Here is a 17470-nt window from a genome sequence, read left to right as displayed (position 1 = left end):
CCGCTGATCGGCAACGGCGCCAACGGGGCGCCGGCCTGGCCCGTGCCCGGCGCCCCGTTGGCGCCGTTGCCGATCAGCGGGCGCCCCACCAACACCTCGGTGGGCAGGTTGATCACGCCGAGGGCGTCATCCAGGAGGGTCACCAACGGGGACGTGCTGGCGGCCTCGGTCGCCGCGTACGCGCCGGCGGTGCCGTTCAGCGCCTGGACGAGCTGGGCGTGAAACGCCTCGGCCTGCGCGACGAGCGCCTGGTATTCCCGGGCCTGGCCGGAAAAGACCGCCGCGACCGCCGCCGACACCTCGTCGCCGGCGGCGGCCATCACCCCGGTGGTCGAGGCCGCCGCCGCTCTGTTGGCCGCCACCATCGACGAACCGATACCCGCGATACTGGCGGCCGCTTCCGTGACGAACCCGGGTGCCGCGATCACAAACGACATCTGCGAATCGTAGTCCTCGCGCGCAGCGCATTCGCGGTTTCGCGCGCCGCGTTCGCCGGCACCGTGCCTCAGGCGTCGGGCCCGTCGGCGTCGTGGCTCCAGGTGTTAGGCGTCATCGGCGCGGCCGGGGCGTCCAGCGTGGTCAGCCCGGCCGCCGGGTCGGCGCCGGCCCGATGCGCGGTTCCGGCGAATCCCAACGCGCCCGCGCCCCGATCGGAAGCCGCCACGCGTTCCGGGTCGAGGTATTCGTGGCGGTGTCCGCGATCGACCAGTCCCGCGCGGCGGCGCCGTCCTCGCGCGGGTTCTCCCACCGCCGCGCCCGCGGCCGCCGGGACGTCGTCGGGTGCCGGCGTACCCCGCATCACGCCGGCGCCCGCGCTCATCGGGGAGCCCGACCCGACGCCGGGTGGGCCCACCAGGTAGGGGTAACCGACCGTCGCGGCGCCGACGGCGGGGGGCGTCGCGGGCGGTGCGCCGCCGGTCGCGGGGGCGGCGGCGGATGCGGGCGCGGACACGGGAGCCGGTGCCGGCGCTGCGGCCGGGGCGCCGAGGCCCGGGGTCGTCGTGGTGACCGGCGCGGCGGCGGGCGCGGCGCCCGGCACCGGGGCGGCCGGCGGCGCCGCGGCCGCCGGCTGGGGGAGGCCGGCCAGCCCGGAAAGCCCCGCGAAGCCTCCCGCCGATCCGATCGGCAGGTAGGGGGCGATCAGGCCGGCCGAGAGTTGTGTCAGCTGCGTCAGTTGCGGGGCGAACGTGATCGCGACTTCGCCGGCCCAGTGCGGCAATTCGGTGACGAGCACCGGATCGCTCAGCAGCTGCGCCACCGCCCCCGAAGGATTGGACGGGAACGCCGCGAGGTCCGTCTCGATGGCGCCGAAGACTTTGCCCAGTCGCGTCTGCCACCAACCCAGGTTGGTGGGACCGCCGCCCTCGTCCTGGTTGCCGCTGCTGGCGGCCGTGTCCTTCTGGACTCGCGGCGCGGGGGTCGTCCGCGGCGTCGCGGCGACCGCCGCGCCGGAGACGCCCTGGTAGGTCGCCATCGTGGTGGCCGCCTGGACCCACATCCGCACATAGTCGGCCTCGTTCAGTGCGATCGAGATCGTATTGATCCCAAAGAAATTCGTCGCCACCAACGCCGCGTGGGTGGCGTGGTTGGCGGCCAGCTCCGCGAGGGTCGGCATGCCCGCCAGGGCGGCGGTGTAGGCCGCGGCCGCGGCCTGGTGCTGCGCGGCCGCCCCCGCGCTGGCGGTGCTGGCCTGCATCAGCCACGCCAGGTACGGCACGTGGGCGGCGACGTACGACTCCGCGCTGGGGCCCTGCCACGCCCCCGCCTGCACCGCCGCCAGCAGCGCGTCGAGTTCCTCGGCGGCGGAGGCGTATTCGGCGCTCAACGAGTCCAGCACGCCCGCGGCGGCGATCATCGATGCGACGCCCGGACCGCTGCTCAGCAGCGCCGAATGCACCTCCGGCGGCGACGCCATCCAGCTCACGAAGCGATTCTTCTCCCGGAACCATTGATTCCGCAAGATCGTCTTTATGCAGCATGCTGCTCCGAATTTGCGGAACTATGTGGGGGTCGGTTCCGTTCCAGCGGTTGGTCGGGGCCGTCCTGCCGTCAGTCCGGCAACGGCGGCCGAACCAGGAAGCCGGACGCGATCAGCGTGCGTGCGAGCTCCATCTGCTGCGGCGCGGTCAGCCCCGGCAGCTCGCAAACACGAAACGGGGCGGTGCATTTCGCGACGAACCGTAGGGCGGCGCCGTGGTCGGCGCCGAAGCCGATCGACAGTTGAGCAAACTGCAGGGCCACGCCGTCACCGTAGGCCACCACCCGCGAATAGAGCGGTTCGTACTTGGCCACCAGCGTTTGCCCGTCGATCCCGACGGAGTCGGCGATCCGCCCGACGGGCGGGCACCGGCCACGCCGCACGAGGACCTCCGCCATCGCGTCCAGGCCTCCGGCGACGACGCCGGGGTCCTCGACGATGGCGCGCAGGAGGTCGCCGAGGCCCGCGCGCACGGCGTCGTCGTCGAGGTGCCGCGCCGGCAGCCGGTCGTGCACGCGGTCGTCGCGCAGGCTGAGCGCGTGCAACGCGTGGGAGATGAGCGTGAGGACGGTCGGCGCGTGGATCCCCACGGTCAGGTGGACGGATGGCTCCGAGGCGGTTTCGGCCGCATGAATCCGCCCGCGCGGCAGGTACAGCACGTCACCGGTTTCCAGGCGCAACTCGATGGGCAGCGGGGTTCCGGCCCCGACCCCCTCCCGGCGCTGCATCTCGTGCGGGGGGACGGCGGCGGCGTCGGACAATCGCCACACCTTGGATCCCTGGACCTGCAGGACCAACACGTCGTGCGGGTCGTAATGGGGCTCGAAGCCGATCGATTCGGGCGGCGTCAGGTAGGCGTTGACCCGCGTCGGGAAGTTCAGCTCGACCTCGACGGAGTGGGACAACGACGCGATCGCACGCACGTATTGCTCCACGCCGTTGAGGACGATCGTGTGGCCGTCGGCGAAGGCGCCGCGGACGCGGGCCAGGTCGAGTCCGCCGCCGGGGCGGCGGTAGGCGTCGGCCGCCTCGGTTTCGCCGCCCCGGACGATGCGCACCGCCGACGGCTGCGGCCGGACGCGCTCCAGGAGCTCGTCAGCGGCCGACGGGCCGGGCAGCAGGCAGTCGAAATACCCGACGTGGCTTCGCCCGACGTGGCAGTGCTTGACCCCCCACACCTCGTCGAGGAAGGTCTGCACGGAGAGCGGTTGGAGCAACCAGGCCAGCGAGGGCTCGACGGTAACCATGGCGTTGTCAGCATCGCAGCCGACCAAACGGCTTGTCGAAGGGGTCGGGGGCGGCTACTAGCCTGGATGCGTGCCAGATCCCGCAACGTATCGTCCCGCGCCCGGGTCCATCCCGGTCGAGCCGGGCGTCTACCGATTCCGGGACGCACACGGGCGCGTCATCTACGTCGGCAAGGCCAAGAGCCTGCGCAGCCGGCTGACGTCCTACTTCGCCGACGTCGCCGGCCTGCATCCCCGGACCCGGCAGATGGTGACCACCGCCGCCAAGGTCGAGTGGACGGTGGTCAACACCGAAGTCGAGGCGCTGCAGCTGGAATACAACTGGATCAAGGAATTCGATCCCCGCTTCAATGTCCGCTACCGCGACGACAAGTCCTACCCGGTGCTCGCGGTCACCCTCAACGAGGAGTTCCCCCGGCTCATGGTCTACCGCGGCCCGCGCCGCAAGGGGGTGCGCTATTTCGGGCCGTACTCGCACGCCTGGGCGATCCGCGAGACGCTGGACCTGCTGACCCGGGTGTTTCCCGCGCGCACCTGCTCGGCGGGAGTTTTCAAGCGGCACAAACAGATCGACCGCCCCTGCCTGCTCGGCTACATCGACAAATGTTCCGCGCCCTGCATCGGCAGGGTCAGCGCCGAGCAGCACCGCCAGATCGTCGACGACTTCTGCGACTTCCTGTCCGGCAAGACCGACCGGTTCGCGCGCGAGTTGGAGCAGCAGATGAACGCCGCGGCCGAGCGGCTCGATTTCGAGCGGGCCGCGCGCCTTCGCGACGACCTGTCGGCGCTGAAGCGGGCCCTCGAAAAGCAGGCCGTGGTGCTCGGTGACGGCACCGACGCCGACGTGGTCGCCTTCGCCGACGACGAGCTGGAGGCCGCGGTCCAGGTGTTCCACGTGCGCGGCGGCCGGGTCCGCGGCCAGCGGGGGTGGATCGTCGAAAAGTCAGGCGAGCCAGGAGATTCCGACCAGGAGCGGTTGGTCGAGCAGTTCCTCACCCAGTTCTACGGCGAGCAGGCCGAACTGGGTGGCGCCGCCGACGAGGCCGCGAACCCGGTTCCCCGCGAGGTGCTGGTGCCGTGCCTGCCGTCCAACTCCGACGAGCTGGCGAGTTGGTTGTCGCGCCTGCGCGGATCCCGGGTGACCCTGCGGGTCCCGCGCCGCGGCGACAAGCGCGCGCTCGCCGAAACCGTGCAACGCAACGCGAAAGAGGCGCTGCAGCAACACAAGCTGAAGCGGGCCGGCGACTTCAACGCCAGATCCGCGGCGCTGCAGAACATTCAGGACGCCCTCGGCCTGGCCGACGCCCCCCTGCGCATCGAATGCATCGACATCAGCCACGTGCAGGGCACCGACGTGGTGGGCTCGCTGGTGGTGTTCGAGGACGGCCTGCCGCGCAAGTCGGACTACCGCCACTTCGGCATCCGGGAGGCGGCCGGGCAGGGCCGATCCGACGACGTCGCCTCCATCGCCGAGGTGACCCGCCGCCGCTTCGCGCGCCACCTGAGCGAGCAGAACGACCCCAATATGCTTTCGCCCGAAGGCAAGTCGCGCCGCTTCGCCTACCCGCCGAACCTGTTCGTCGTCGACGGCGGCGCGCCGCAAGTCAACGCGGCATCCGGCGTGCTCGACGAACTCGGCATCACCGACGTCGCGGTGATCGGCCTGGCCAAGCGGCTGGAAGAGATCTGGGTGCCCTCGGAGCCGGACCCGATCATCATGCCCCGCAACAGCGAGGGCCTCTACCTGCTGCAGCGCGTGCGCGACGAGGCGCACCGGTTCGCCATCGCCTACCATCGCAGCAAGCGATCCAAGCGAATGACCGCCTCGGCGCTGGATTCGGTGCCAGGATTGGGAGAACATCGCCGCAAGGCGCTGGTAACCCACTTCGGATCGATAGCCCGCCTCAAGGAGGCCACCGTCGACCAGATCACCGCCGTCCCCGGCATCGGCGTGGCCACCGCCACCGCCGTCCTCGAGGCACTGCGGCCCGAGCGGCCCGAGCAGCCGGAAGCCCCGCAATGACGAGCCAGGACGAGTTCACCAACAACGACGCCCGCCCGGACGGCGGGGACGGCATCGACGTCGTCCTGGTGACGGGACTATCCGGCGCCGGACGGGGGACCGCGGCCAAGGTGCTCGAGGACCTCGGCTGGTACGTGGCCGACAACCTGCCGCCCCAGCTGATCACCCGGATGGTCGATTTCGGGCTCGCCGCCGGGTCGCGCATCACCCAGCTGGCGGTCGTGATGGACGTGCGCTCACGGGGATTCACGGGGGATCTGGACTCGGTGCGCACCGAGCTGGCCACCCGCAACATCACCCCGCGGGTGGTGTTCATGGAGGCGTCCGACGACATGTTGGTGCGCCGCTACGAGCAGAACCGCCGCAGCCACCCCCTGCAGGGGGAGCAGACGCTGGCCGAGGGCATCGCGGCCGAGCGCAGGATGCTGGCCCCGGTCCGCGCCACCGCCGACCTCATCATCGACACCTCGACGCTGTCGGTGCGGGGCCTGCGGGAGAGCATCGAGCGCGCCTTCGGCGGCGACACGGGCGCGTCGACCAGCGTCACGCTCGAATCGTTCGGCTTCAAATACGGCCTGCCGATGGACGCGGACATGGTGATGGACGTGCGGTTCCTGCCGAACCCGCACTGGGTCGACGACCTGCGCCCGCTCACCGGCCAGCATCCGGCGGTGCGCGACTACGTGTTGGGCCAGCCGGGCGCGGCCGAGTTCCTCGACGCCTACCATCGACTGCTGAACCTGGTCGTCGACGGCTACCGCCGGGAGGGCAAGCGTTACATGACGGTCGCCATCGGCTGCACCGGCGGCAAGCATCGCAGCGTCGCCATCGCCGAGGCGCTGATGCGGCTGCTGGGGGGCGAAAAGGCTGACGCGCGGCTGGCGGTGCGGGTGCTGCACCGGGATCTGGGCCGCGAATGACCGGCAACATCGTCGCGTTGGGGGGCGGCCACGGGTTGTACGCGACGCTGTCGGCGGCGCGCCGGCTGACGCCCCACGTCACCGCCGTCGTCACGGTCGCCGACGACGGCGGCTCGTCGGGCCGGCTGCGCAACGAACTGGACGTGATCCCGCCCGGCGATCTGCGAATGGCGTTGGCGGCGTTGGCATCCGACAGCCCGTACGGTCGGCTGTGGGCGACCATCCTGCAGCACCGGTTCGGCGGCAGCGGCGCGCTGGCCGGGCACCCGATCGGGAACCTGATGCTGGCCGGCCTCAACGAGGTGCTGGCCGATCCGGTCGCCGCCCTCGACGAGCTCGGCCGGATCCTGGGTGTCAAGGGCCGGGTCCTGCCGATGTGCCCGATCGCGCTGCAGATCGAGGCCGACGTGTCCGGACTGGAGGCCGACCCGCGGATCTTCCGGCTGATCCGCGGCCAGGTGGCGATCGCGACGACGCCGGGCAAGGTGCGGCGGGTGCGGCTGCTGCCGCCGGATCCGCCGGCCACGCGGCAGGCCGTCGACGCGATCATGGCCGCCGACCTGGTGGTGCTGGGGCCGGGCTCGTGGTTCACCAGCGTGATCCCGCACATGCTGGTGCCGGGGCTGTTCAAGGCGCTGCAGGCCACCACCGCCCGCCGGGCGCTGGTGCTCAACCTGGTCGCCGAACCGGGGGAGACGGCCGGCTTCTCGGTGGAACGCCATCTGCACGTGCTGGCCCAGCACGCGCCCGGGTTCACCGTGCACGACATCGTCATCGACGCCGACCGGGTGCCGAGCGAGCGCGAGCGCGAGCAACTTCGCCGCACCGCGACGCTGCTGCAAGCGGAGGTCCACTTCGTCGACGTCTCCCGACCTGGTACACCTTTACATGACCCGGGCAAGCTCGCGGCTGCGCTGGACGGGGTCCGGGCGGGCCACGGTGGTGGTCCAAAAGGCTCGGGAGCCCCTTCGGCGACGACCACGAAAGAGCTTCGGGTGGACGGTGAAAGGGGTGACGACGCGTGGCGATGACGACCGAGGTCAAGGACGAGCTGAGCCGCCTGATCGTGAAGTCGGTGAGCGCGCGGCGCGCGGAGGTCACGTCCCTGCTGAGGTTCGCCGGCGGTTTGCACATCGTGGGTGGGCGGGTGGTCGTCGAGGCCGAGGTGGACCTGGGCAACGTCGCGCGTCGGCTGCGCAAGGACATCTTCGAGCTTTACGGGTACAACGCCGTCGTGCATGTGTTGTCGGCCAGCGGGATTCGCAAGAGCACCCGGTACGTGCTGCGGGTGGCCAACGACGGCGAGGCGCTGGCCCGGCAGACGGGGCTGCTCGACATGCGGGGCCGCCCGGTGCGCGGGCTGCCCGCCCAGGTGGTCGGCGGCAGCGTCGCCGACGCAGAGGCGGCGTGGCGGGGGGCGTTTTTGGCGCACGGGTCGCTGACCGAGCCGGGGCGTTCGTCGGCGCTGGAGGTCAGCTGCCCCGGCCCGGAGGCCGCGCTGGCGCTGGTGGGCGCGGCGCGCCGGCTGGGCGTCAGCGCTAAGGCGCGCGAGGTGCGCGGCGCCGACCGGGTGGTGGTGCGCGACGGTGAGGCGATCGGCGCCCTGCTGACCCGGATGGGCGCCCAGGACACCCGGCTGGTCTGGGAGGAGCGCCGGATGCGCCGCGAGGTCCGCGCGACGGCCAACCGGCTGGCCAATTTCGACGACGCCAACCTGCGCCGCTCGGCGCGCGCGGCGGTCGCCGCGGCCGCACGCGTGGAGCGCGCGCTGGAGATCCTGGGCGACACGGTCCCCGACCACCTGGCCTCGGCGGGCCGGCTGCGCGTGGAGCACCGGCAGGCCTCGCTGGAGGAGCTCGGCCGCCTGGCCGACCCGCCGATGACGAAAGACGCTGTCGCGGGGCGCATTCGGCGCCTGTTGTCCATGGCCGACCGCAAGGCCAAGATCGACGGCATCCCCGACACGGAGTCGGCGGTGACGCCCGACCTCTTGGAGGATGCCTAGCCGCGGGCTACCGTCATGTCATGAAACGGCTTTCGAGTGTCGATGCGGCGTTTTGGTCTGCGGAAACCGCGGGCTGGCACATGCACGTGGGTGCCCTGGCGATCTGCGATCCGACGGACGCGCCGGAGTACAGCTTTGCCCGACTGCGCGAACTGCTCATCGAGCGGCTGCCGGAACTGCCGCAGCTGCGGTGGCGGGTCACCGGCGCTCCGCTCGGGCTGGACCGCCCGTGGTTCGTCGAGGACGAGGAACTCGACGTCGACTTCCACATCCGCCGCATCGGCGTGCCCGCGCCGGGCGGTCGCCGCGAGCTCGAGGAGCTGGTGGGCCGGCTGATGTCCTACAAGCTGGACCGCTCGCGGCCGCTGTGGGAGATGTGGGTCATCGAGGGCGTCGAGGGTGGCCGGATCGCGACGCTGACCAAGATGCACCACGCCATCGTCGACGGGGTTTCGGGTGCGGGGCTCGGCGAAATCCTTCTGGACGTCACGCCCGAACCCCGTCCGCCGCAACAGGAAACGGTCGGATCGCTGGTCGGGTTCCAGCTTCCCGGCCTGGAGCGGCGCGCGGTGGGCGCGCTGATCAACGTCGGCATCAAGACGCCGTTCCGCATCGCCCGGCTGGTGGAACAGACGCTGCGCCAGCAGGTCGCCGCGCTGAACGTCAGCAGCAGGCCGCCGCGCTACTTCGAGGCGCCCAAGACCCGGTTCAACGCGTCCGTGTCGCCGCACCGGCGGATCACCGGGTGTCGCGTCGAGTTGGCCCGCGCCAAGGCCGTCAAGGACGCGTTCGGCGTCAAGCTGAACGACGTCGTCCTCGCCCTGGTGGCGGGCGCCGCCCGCGGCTACCTGGAAAAGCGCGGCGAGCTGCCGGTCAAACCCCTCATCGCGCAGATCCCCGTCTCGACGCGGACCGACGAAGACAAAAGCCACGTGGGCAACAGGGTGAGCTCGATGACCGCCTCGCTGGCCACCGACGTCGACGACCCCGCCGAGCGGCTCAGGGCCATCCACGAAAGCACCCAGAGCGCCAAGCTGATGGCCAAGGCGCTGTCGGCGCATCAGATCATGGGGCTGACCGAGACCACGCCGCCGGGCCTGCTGCAGCTGGCCGCGCGGGCGTACACGGCCAGCGGGTTGTCGCGCAACCTGGCCCCCATCAACCTCGTCGTGTCCAACGTCCCGGGCCCGCCGTTCCCGCTGTATATGGCCGGCGCCAAACTGGATTCGCTGGTGCCGCTGGGGCCGCCGGTCATGGACGTCGCGCTGAACATCACCTGCTTCTCCTACCAGGACTACCTGGACTTCGGCTTCGTCACGACGCCCGAGGTGGCCAACGACATCGACGACATGGCCGACCGCATCGAGCCGGCGCTGAGCGAGCTCGAGGCGGCCGCCGCAACTCGGGAGTGACGGGCTCTACTCGGTGTCCGGCGGGCGCGTGGCGTACACCCACGACAGGAACCGCGCCACGGCCTCGGCCGACCGGTGCGCCCGCGGGGAACTGAAGATGTCGAAAGCGTGTTGGGCGTGCGGCAATTCGGCGTAGGCGACCGGGGACTTGGACACCGCGCGCAGCTCCTCGACGAACTCCCGCGCCTCGCCGACCGGGATGAGCGAGTCGTCGGTGCCGTGCAGGACGAAAAACGGTGGCGCGTCGGCGCGTAGCCGCCGGATCGGGGAGGCGTCGACGTAGACGTCGCGATGGATGGCGTATTTCCGCTTCACCACGAACTTTTCGAGCAGCCCGACGAACTCGGGGCGGCCCTCGCCCCTCGTGGAGAACCAGTCGTAGCGTCCGTACACCGGGACCGCCGCGACGACCGAGGTGTCCGCCTCCTCGAAGCCCGGCTGGAAGGTCGGGTCGCCCGCGGTCAGCGCCGCCAGCGTCGACAGGTGCCCGCCGGCCGAGCCGCCCGTGATCGCCACGAAGTCCGGGTCGCCGCCGTAGCGGGCGATGTTCTCCTTGACCCACGCCAGCGCCCGCTTGACGTCGACGATGTGGTCGGGCCACGTGTGCACCGGGGAAACCCGGTAGCTGATCGACACGCACACCCAGCCGCGGGCGGCCAGGTGGCTCATCAGCGGGTAGGCCTGGGGCCGGCGCATGCCGATCACCCAGGCGCCGCCGGGCACCTGCAGCAGCACCGGGGCCTTGCCGTCGCGGGGGAGGTCGCGGCGGCGCCAGATGTCGGCCAGGTTGGCCCGGCCGTGCGGGCCGTAGGAGACGACGTTGGTCTTCTCCACGTAGCGCCGCCGCGCCACGGTGTTGCCCAGTGGCAGGTTGCGCCGCCCCCGCCGGGTCGGCGTGCCGCGCGGCAGCTTGCTCAGCGCCTCGTGGTAGTCGTCCCCCAGCTGCTCGCGCAGGCCGGCCTCCAGCACCGGGCCGGGCGTGGTGACGCCCCGGTACTTGATCGCCGCCAGGATGGCCCACGACGCGGCGGTCAGCGCCAGCGCCGCCCTGCCGCGCCGTCCGGCGAAGTCGCCGCGCCGCGCGCGGCGCAGCGCGTCCAGTGCCGAGACGGAGAAGTAGATCCCCGGCACCTCCGAGGTCGGCCAGCCGAACCAGAAGACCAGCACGGTGCTGTAACCCTTGCGCGCCAGCGGCCGTAATCCGTTGGCGGCGTTGGCCAATTCCAGCGCCGCGCGTGCCAGCGGCCGGGGTTTGGGCCGCCGCATCAGCCGCTCACCCGGGCCTGGAGCTCGTTGCGCAGGATCTTGCCGGTGGAGCCGCGCGGCAGTTCATCGAGCACCGCGATCTCGCGGGGCACCTTGTAGTTGGCCAGGTTGTCGCGCACGTGCTGCTTGAGGTCGTCGACGCTGGCCGACCCGCCCGGCTCGAGCACCACGAACGCCGCCAGCCGCTGCCCGTACTGCTGGTCGTCCACGCCGATGACCGCGGCCTCGGCCACGTCGGGGTGCGCCGCGAGCGTCTTCTCCACCTCGATGGGGTAGACGTTCTCGCCGCCGGAGACGATCATCTCGTCGTCGCGGCCGACGACGAACAGGCGCCCGGCCCCGTCGAGGTAGCCGACGTCGCCCGACGACATGAACCCGGCGTGAAAGTCCTTCGTGCTCCCCGAGGTGTATCCCTCGAACTGGGTGTCGTTGCGGACGTAGATGCTGCCTACCTCGCCGGTGGGCAGCTCGTTGAATTCCGGGTCCAGGATCCGGATTTCGGTTCCGCCGGCCGGCCGGCCCGCGGTGTCGGGGGCCGCCCGCAGGTCCTCGGGGGTGGCGGTGGCGATCATGCCGGCCTCGGTGGCGTTGTAGTTGTTGTAGATCACGTCGCCGAACTGGTCCATGAACGCGGTCACGACGTCGGGGCGCATCCGCGACCCCGACGCCGCGGCGAATCGCAACGTCTTGCAGCTGTAGCGGTTTCGCACCTCTTCGGGCAGCTCCATGATGCGGTCGAACATCACCGGCACCACCGCCAGGCCAGTCGCGCGGTGGCGGTCGATGAGGTCCAGGGTGGCCTCGGGGTCGAACTTGCGGCGGGTGACCACGGTGCAGGCCATCGACGCGGCGAACACCAGCTGCGAAAAGCCCCAGGCGTGGAACATCGGCGCGACGATCACGATCGTCTCCTCGGCCCGCCACGGCGTGCGGTCCAAAATCGCCTTGAGCGTGCCGACCCCGGCGTTGCCGCCGGTTTGGTTGGCGCCCTTGGGTGTTCCGGTGGTGCCGGAGGTCAACAGGATCATCCTGCTCTTGCGGCCGGTGCGCCGCGGCTGTTCCCCGGCGTGGTCGGCGATGAGCTTCTCCACGGTGAGCGGGTGCCGGCCGTCCGTCCACGCCACGATGCGGGTGGCGTCGGGCTTGTCGGCGAACGCGCGGTCCACCGTCGCGCTGAACTCCTCGTCGTAGATGACGGCGTCGACGCACTCGCGGTTGACGACGTCGGCCAGCGCCGGGCCGGCGAACGACGTGTTGAGCAGCACCACGTCGGCGCCGATCCGGCTGGCGCCCACCAGCGATTCGACGAAGCCACGGTGGTTGCGGCACATGATCCCGATAACCCCGGGAGTCCCAGCCTGCCCGCCCGGCAACGACTGCAGCGCCGCGGCCAGCGCGTTGATCCGCTCGTCGAGCTGGCGCCAGGTCAGCGTGCCGAGCTCGTCGACCAGGCCGGGGCGGTCGGGACAGCGCTGCGCCGCGCTGGCGAAGCCCACCGTGATGCCCATCCCCTCGCGGCGCATGGCGGCGGCCATCTTCAGGTAGCGGTCCGGTCGCATCGGCGCGATCATGCCGGCACGCCGCAGCGTGGCGATGACGCCGAGGGCCTCGCTGATCCGGGTCGCCATGCTCAGCCCAGGATCGGGAATCGGCGCTGGGCGGCCAGGTCGCTGAGGGCCTGCTGCATCACCGAGCGCACGTGCGCGTCGACCTCGTCGACGTCCGGGTCGTCGCCGAACTGCGCGGTGATGTCGATCGGTTCGAGCACCTGCGTGACGATCTTGGTGGGCAGCGGCAGATTCGGCGGGACCGCGGCGGAAAAGCCGAACGGAAAGCCGAACGACAGCGGCAGAATGTCGCTGCGCAGAAACCGTTTCAGCCCCAGCCGCCGGGCCAGAAACGTGCCGCGGGTCAGGTAGAGCTGGGTCTCCTGCCCGCCGATGGACACCGCGGGCACGATGGGCACGCCGGCCTCGATCGCCGTGCTGACGTATCCCTTGCGGCCGTTGAAGTCGATGACGTTCTCCGACAACGTCGGCCGGTACGCGTCGTAGTCGCCGCCGGGAAAGACGATGACCACACCGCCCGAGCGCAGGGCCTTGGCCGCGTTCTCCCGGTGGGCCCGAATGTAGCCGGTGCGCCGGAAGAACTGTGCCGTCGGGCCCGTGAAGAGGATGTCATGGCTCAGCGTGTAGACCGGCCGGTCGTAGCCGAACCTCTCGTAGAAGTGGGCGGTGAAGATCGGGACGTCCATCGGGAACATGCCGCCGGAGTGGTTGCCGACCACCAGCGCCCCGCCGTGCGGGAAGGCGTCCAGGCCGCGGACCTCGGAGCGGAAGTAGGTCTTCAGGAACGGGCGCAGCACGCCCATCAGGCGCTGGGTCAGACCGGGGTCGAACTTGTCGATGTCCTCGATCTCGGGCCTGTCGCTATCGGTCACGTTTCTCCCTCGGGGCCCCCGGCGGGCCGCTGCGGATAGATTGTATTCGCCAGCCGGTTTCACCTCCGACGGGAATGAGGCCACCCATGGGATTCATGTCACCGGAGCTGCCCGACGCCGACCCCGACACCTGGCAGGCCCAGTCGCGGGCGGCACGGCTGCGGATCGTGACCCGCCACTGGGCCGAACACGGCTTCGGCACCCCCTACGCGGTCTACCTGCTGTACGCCCTCAAGATCGGCGTCTACGTCGCGGCCCCCGCCGCGATCATCTCGCTGACCCCCGGGCTCGGCGGGCTGGGCCGCATCGGCGACTGGTGGACACAGCCGATCGTGTACCAGAAGTTCATCGTCTTCACGCTGCTGTTCGAGGTGCTGGGCTTCGGCTGCGGATCCGGCCCGCTGACCGGGCGGTTCATGCCGCCGATCGGCGGGTTTCTGTTTTGGTTGCGCCCGAACACGATTCGGCTGCCCCCGTGGCCGGGAAAGGTTCCCTTCACCCGCGGCGACACCCGCACCGTCGTCGACGTCGCCCTGTACGCGGTCGTGCTGGCCGGTGGGGTGTGGGCGTTGCTGTCGCCCGGGCGCGGGGGACCGGTGACCGACGCCCGCGACGTCGGCCTGCTCGACCCCGTGACGGTGCTGCCGACGATCGTGGCCCTGGCGCTGTTGGGCCTGCGCGACAAAACCATCTTCCTGGCCGCGCGCGGCGAACACTACTGGCTCAAGCTGCTCGTGTTCTTCTTCCCGTTCGTCGACCAGGTCGCGGCCTTCAAGATCATCATGCTCGGGTTGTGGTGGGGCGCAGCGACTTCCAAGCTCAACCACCATTTCCCGTACGTCGTTTCGGTGATGACGAGCAACAATGCGTTGCTGCGCAGCAGGTTGTTCACCCGGCTCAAGCACGCGCTCTACCTCGACCCCGTCGACGACCTGCGGCCGTCCTGGCTGCCCAAGTTCATGGCCCACGTGGGCGGGACCACCGCGGAATTCCTGGTCCCCGGGATCCTGGTGCTCGTCGCCGGCGGCCAGCCGTGGCGGTGGCTCCTCATCGCGTTCATGGTGATCTTCCACCTCAACATCCTTTCCAACCTCCCGATGGGGGTCCCGTTGGAATGGAACGTGTTCTTCATCTTCTCGCTGTTCTATCTGTTCGGGCACTATGGCTCCATCACCGTCTACGACTTCGACACGCCGCTGCTGCCACTCGGGCTCGTCGCCGTGATCGCCGTGGCGTTGATCGCGGGAAACATGTTCCCCCAACAGATTTCCTTCCTGCCCGCGATGCGCTACTACGCGGGCAACTGGGCCACCAGCGTGTGGTGCTTCCGGCCGGGCGCCGAGGAGAAGATCGAATCGACGGTCGTCAAAAGCTCGCCGCTGGTCGCCAGGCAACTCGCCAGCCTCTACGACCCCAAGACCGCCGAGATCATGATCGACAAGGTCGCGGCGTTCCGCGCGATGCACCTGCACGGCCGCGCTCTCAACGCGCTGCTGCCCCGCGCGATCACCGACGAGGCCGACTACAAGATCCGGGAGGGCGAGATCGTCGCCGGCCCGCTCGTCGGGTGGAACTTCGGCGAGGGCCACCTGCACAACGAGCAGCTCCTCGAGGCGGTGCAGCGGCGCTGCGGGTTCGCCGAGGGCGACGTCCGTGTCATCGTGCTCGAGGGCCAACCGATCCACATCCAGAAGCAGTGGTACCGCATCCTCGACGCGAAGGCTGGCCAGATCGAGGCGGGCTACGTCGAGGTCGCCGACATGCTCACCCGCCAGCCGTGGCCGGAGCCCGGCGACGAGGTCCCCGTGCACGTCACCTCCCCATGACGACGGCGGTCGTCGTCGGCGCCGGACCCAACGGGCTGGCGGCGGCGGTTCATCTGGCCCGCCACGGCGTCGAGGTGCGGGTGCTGGAGGCCCGCGACACGGTCGGCGGGGGAGCGCGCTCGGGCGAGCTGACGCTGCCCGGCCTCATCCACGACCACTGCTCGGCGACCCACCCGTTCGGCGTCGGCTCGCCCTTCTGGGAGGAGATCGATTTGGCGGGCCACGGGTTGGTGTGGAAGTGGCCCGAGATCGACTGCGCGCACCCGTTGGACGACGGCACCGCCGGCGTGCTGCATCGCTCGATCGAGGCGACCGCGGCCGGGATGGGCCCCGACGGGACCCGGTGGCGGCGCGCCTTCGGGGACCTCGCGGCGGGCTTCGACCAGCTGGCCGAGGAGTTCTTCCGCCCGATCATCCACGTGCCGCGCCACCCGATCCGGCTCGCCGCCTTCGGGCCGCGGGCGCTGCTGCCGGCCAGCGTCCTGGCCCGCTGGTTTCGCACCGAGCGGGCGCGGGCGCTGTTCGCAGGCGCGTCGGCGCACATGTTCACCCGGCTGGACCGGCCGCTCACCGCGGCCATGGGGCTGATGTTCATAGCCGGCGGGCACCGGTACGGGTGGCCCGTCGCCGAGGGCGGCACCGGGTCGATCACCCGCGCCCTGGCCGCCGCGCTGCGGGCGCACGGCGGCACCGTCACCACCGGGGTCAGCGTCGCCGCCCGCGCCGACATCCCCGACGCCGACGTCGTGCTGCTCGACCTGACCCCGGCCGCCGCGCTGAAGATCTACGGCGACGCCATGCCCGCCCGCGTGCGGCGGTCCTATCGGCGCTTCCGGCACGGGTCGTCGGCGTTCAAGGTCGACTTCGCCGTCGAGGGCCACATCCCGTGGACCAACCCCGACTGCGCGCGCGCCGGCACCGTGCATCTGGGGGGCACGTTTGCCGAGACCGCCGACACCGAACGCCAACGCGCACAAGGCAAGATGGCGCCGCGGCCGTTCGTGCTCGTCGGGCAGCAGTACCTGGCCGACCCGTCGCGGTCGTCGGGCAACGTCAACCCGATCTGGGCCTACGCCCACGTGCCGTTCGGCTACACCGGCGACGCCACCGCCGCCGTCGTCGGCCAGATCGAGCGGTTCGCCCCCGGCTTCCGCGACCGCGTGATCGCGACCGTCAGCACGGGCACCGCCGAGTTGGCGGCCTACAACCCCAACTACGTCGGTGGCGACATCCTCGGCGGGGCCAACGACGGCCTGCAGGTGATCCTGCGGCCGCGGCTGGCCGTCAACCCGTACGCGACCGGCGTGCCCGGCGTCTACCTGTGTTCGCAGTCCACGCCGCCCGGCCCCGGCATCCACGGGCTGTGCGGCTACCAGGCCGCCGCCTCGGCGCTGCGGTGGCTGCGGATCACTCCTGCACGATCACCGGATCGCCGACGTTGACGTTGTCGAAGTACCACTCGGCGTCGGCGGGGCTCAGGCTGATGCAGCCGTGGCTGACGTTCTCGAGGCCCATGGCGTCGACGGCCCAGGGCGCCGAGTGCACGAACAGGCCGCGGCCGGAGATGCGCACGGCGTAGTCCACCGGGATCACGTAGCCGTCGGGGTCGTCGACGGGGATGCCGACGCTGCTGGAATCCATGACGACCGAGCGTTCCTTGGACAGGACGGTGTAGGTGCCCACCGGGGTCGGGTATTCGGGCCTGCCCATCGACGCCGGGAGCACACCCTGTTCGCCGAAGTGGGGGCGGTGGTGCGGCGCCGGCAGCGACGGCGGCGGACCCGCCCCGACGCCGTCGATGCTCACGGTGAACGTGTGATCCGAGATGCTGGCCACGCCGACGACGGCGGGACCCGTCTGGAATTCGGTGACCAGGCCGCCCACCGACAGCGCCATGGTGCTGTGCGCCGGCCAGAACCGGTCGGGCACCCAGCGCACGACGTCGTCGTCAAGCCATTCGTACCTGCCCGTCATCGCCGGCGCGGACTTGACCGCGAGGGCGCTCTCGGCCGCCCGCCGGTCGGTGACCGGCGCACGGAACGTCACCACCACCGGGTGCGCGACGCCGACCACCGCGCCCCGCGTCGGCGCGATCGACGCGATGGCGGACGCATACGGCTGGTAGCCCGCCGCCAGGCGCACGTCGGCCGGTCCCGCGACCACACTCGCGGCGATCCCGATCACCACAAGAACACCCCGAACGACGGCCCGCATGGCTTGAGTTCCTTTTTGACTGAGCTAGCTGAAACAGGGACGGTGGCGGCGCCCCGGGCGGTGGCGGTGCCGGGGCGTTCGAGCAGTTCGGCCTCAGTGGGCGGGGCCGGGCGCGATCGGCTGACCGGGTACGGGGCCG

The 17470-nt window shown here is 71.1% G+C and carries 14 protein-coding genes; 7 read left to right on the top strand and 7 right to left on the bottom strand.

Annotated features, from left to right (window positions below; all coding sequences use genetic code 11):
• The 3 genes from BST11_RS24975 to BST11_RS24965 form a co-directional block, all read right to left on the bottom strand.
• On the bottom strand, positions 1–437 hold a 437-nt coding region (locus tag BST11_RS24975; protein WP_083140911.1), incomplete at its 3' end, for a PE family protein.
• A 68-nt stretch (positions 438–505) separates the two neighbouring features.
• Positions 506–1915, bottom strand: coding sequence for a PPE family protein (locus tag BST11_RS24970; protein ID WP_083140910.1), 1410 nt, complete (start codon positions 1913–1915; stop codon positions 506–508).
• A gap of 134 nt (positions 1916–2049) precedes the next feature.
• Positions 2050–3225 carry a cupin domain-containing protein gene (locus BST11_RS24965; RefSeq protein ID WP_083140909.1) on the bottom strand — a complete coding sequence of 392 codons (1176 nt, stop codon included), beginning with the start codon at positions 3223–3225 and terminating at the stop codon, positions 2050–2052.
• 70 nt (positions 3226–3295) lie between these two features.
• On the opposite strand from BST11_RS24965, the gene uvrC reads away from it, so the two are divergent.
• Genes uvrC through BST11_RS24940 form a run of 5 tightly spaced genes read left to right on the top strand, consistent with a single transcriptional unit; the run spans position 3296 to position 9585 of the window.
• Positions 3296–5248: an excinuclease ABC subunit UvrC gene (uvrC, locus tag BST11_RS24960; protein ID WP_083140908.1), complete on the top strand. Its 1953-nt coding sequence runs from the start codon at positions 3296–3298 to the stop codon at positions 5246–5248.
• Complete coding sequence (gene rapZ / locus BST11_RS24955; protein ID WP_083140907.1) at positions 5245–6168, top strand: RNase adapter RapZ; 924 nt, start codon at positions 5245–5247, stop codon at positions 6166–6168. Before uvrC ends, rapZ begins: the two co-directional genes overlap by 4 nt.
• On the top strand, positions 6165–7199 hold the full coding sequence (locus BST11_RS24950) for a YvcK family protein (RefSeq protein ID WP_067320543.1): 1035 nt from the start codon (positions 6165–6167) through the stop codon (positions 7197–7199). Before rapZ ends, BST11_RS24950 begins: the two co-directional genes overlap by 4 nt.
• Entirely contained in the window at positions 7196–8173 is a 978-nt protein-coding gene (whiA, locus tag BST11_RS24945) for a DNA-binding protein WhiA (protein WP_120313565.1), read from the top strand. The genes BST11_RS24950 and whiA overlap by 4 nt, the downstream gene beginning before the upstream one ends.
• A gap of 20 nt (positions 8174–8193) precedes the next feature.
• Positions 8194–9585 (top strand): WS/DGAT/MGAT family O-acyltransferase, encoded by a 1392-nt coding sequence (locus BST11_RS24940; RefSeq protein ID WP_083140906.1) that lies wholly within the window; start codon positions 8194–8196, stop codon positions 9583–9585.
• A gap of 6 nt (positions 9586–9591) precedes the next feature.
• Here the strand turns inward: BST11_RS24940 and BST11_RS24935 are convergent, their stop codons facing one another.
• Genes BST11_RS24935 through BST11_RS24925 form a run of 3 tightly spaced genes read right to left on the bottom strand, consistent with a single transcriptional unit; the run spans position 9592 to position 13291 of the window.
• Positions 9592–10851 (bottom strand): alpha/beta hydrolase, encoded by a 1260-nt coding sequence (locus tag BST11_RS24935; RefSeq protein WP_083140905.1) that lies wholly within the window; start codon positions 10849–10851, stop codon positions 9592–9594.
• Positions 10851–12479, bottom strand: coding sequence for an acyl-CoA ligase FadD12 (fadD12, locus tag BST11_RS24930; RefSeq protein WP_083140904.1), 1629 nt, complete (start codon positions 12477–12479; stop codon positions 10851–10853). Before fadD12 ends, BST11_RS24935 begins: the two co-directional genes overlap by 1 nt.
• A gap of 2 nt (positions 12480–12481) precedes the next feature.
• Positions 12482–13291 carry a lysophospholipid acyltransferase family protein gene (locus BST11_RS24925; RefSeq protein WP_083140903.1) on the bottom strand — a complete coding sequence of 270 codons (810 nt, stop codon included), beginning with the start codon at positions 13289–13291 and terminating at the stop codon, positions 12482–12484.
• Between the two features lie 86 nt (positions 13292–13377).
• On the opposite strand from BST11_RS24925, the gene BST11_RS24920 reads away from it, so the two are divergent.
• The gene (locus BST11_RS24920; RefSeq protein WP_083140902.1) at positions 13378–15117 is read left to right on the top strand and encodes a DUF3556 domain-containing protein; all 1740 of its coding nucleotides are present in this window, start codon (positions 13378–13380) and stop codon (positions 15115–15117) included.
• A complete protein-coding gene (locus BST11_RS24915; RefSeq protein ID WP_083140901.1) occupies positions 15114–16559 on the top strand; it encodes a phytoene desaturase family protein in 1446 nt (481 codons plus the stop codon). The genes BST11_RS24920 and BST11_RS24915 overlap by 4 nt, the downstream gene beginning before the upstream one ends.
• On the opposite strand, the gene BST11_RS24910 is transcribed toward BST11_RS24915, so the two are convergent.
• Positions 16525–17331: a L,D-transpeptidase gene (locus tag BST11_RS24910; protein ID WP_083140900.1), complete on the bottom strand. Its 807-nt coding sequence runs from the start codon at positions 17329–17331 to the stop codon at positions 16525–16527. The genes BST11_RS24915 and BST11_RS24910 overlap by 35 nt on opposite strands.
• Positions 17332–17470: the final 139 nt, after the last annotated feature.

This window comes from Mycobacterium alsense (genome assembly GCF_002086635.1).
Lineage (GTDB): Bacteria > Actinomycetota > Actinomycetes > Mycobacteriales > Mycobacteriaceae > Mycobacterium > Mycobacterium alsense.
Note: the sequence above shows the minus strand (reverse complement) of the source record. Positions and strands in the feature narration are given on the sequence as shown.

Excerpts from the sequence above, each read along its gene's own strand:
- BST11_RS24910 (WP_083140900.1), bottom strand. The coding sequence starts at position 17,331 with ATGCGGGCCGTCGTTCGGGGTGTTCTTGTGGTGATCGGGATCGCCGCG.
- BST11_RS24965 (WP_083140909.1), bottom strand. The coding sequence starts at position 3,225 with ATGGTTACCGTCGAGCCCTCGCTGGCCTGGTTGCTCCAACCGCTCTCC.
- BST11_RS24970 (WP_083140910.1), bottom strand. The coding sequence starts at position 1,915 with ATGGCGTCGCCGCCGGAGGTGCATTCGGCGCTGCTGAGCAGCGGTCCG.
- BST11_RS24920 (WP_083140902.1), top strand. The coding sequence starts at position 13,378 with ATGGGATTCATGTCACCGGAGCTGCCCGACGCCGACCCCGACACCTGG.
- whiA (WP_120313565.1), top strand. The coding sequence starts at position 7,196 with ATGACGACCGAGGTCAAGGACGAGCTGAGCCGCCTGATCGTGAAGTCG.
- fadD12 (WP_083140904.1), bottom strand. The coding sequence starts at position 12,479 with ATGGCGACCCGGATCAGCGAGGCCCTCGGCGTCATCGCCACGCTGCGG.
- BST11_RS24915 (WP_083140901.1), top strand. The coding sequence starts at position 15,114 with ATGACGACGGCGGTCGTCGTCGGCGCCGGACCCAACGGGCTGGCGGCG.
- BST11_RS24940 (WP_083140906.1), top strand. The coding sequence starts at position 8,194 with ATGAAACGGCTTTCGAGTGTCGATGCGGCGTTTTGGTCTGCGGAAACC.
- BST11_RS24935 (WP_083140905.1), bottom strand. The coding sequence starts at position 10,851 with ATGCGGCGGCCCAAACCCCGGCCGCTGGCACGCGCGGCGCTGGAATTG.
- BST11_RS24950 (WP_067320543.1), top strand. The coding sequence starts at position 6,165 with ATGACCGGCAACATCGTCGCGTTGGGGGGCGGCCACGGGTTGTACGCG.
- rapZ (WP_083140907.1), top strand. The coding sequence starts at position 5,245 with ATGACGAGCCAGGACGAGTTCACCAACAACGACGCCCGCCCGGACGGC.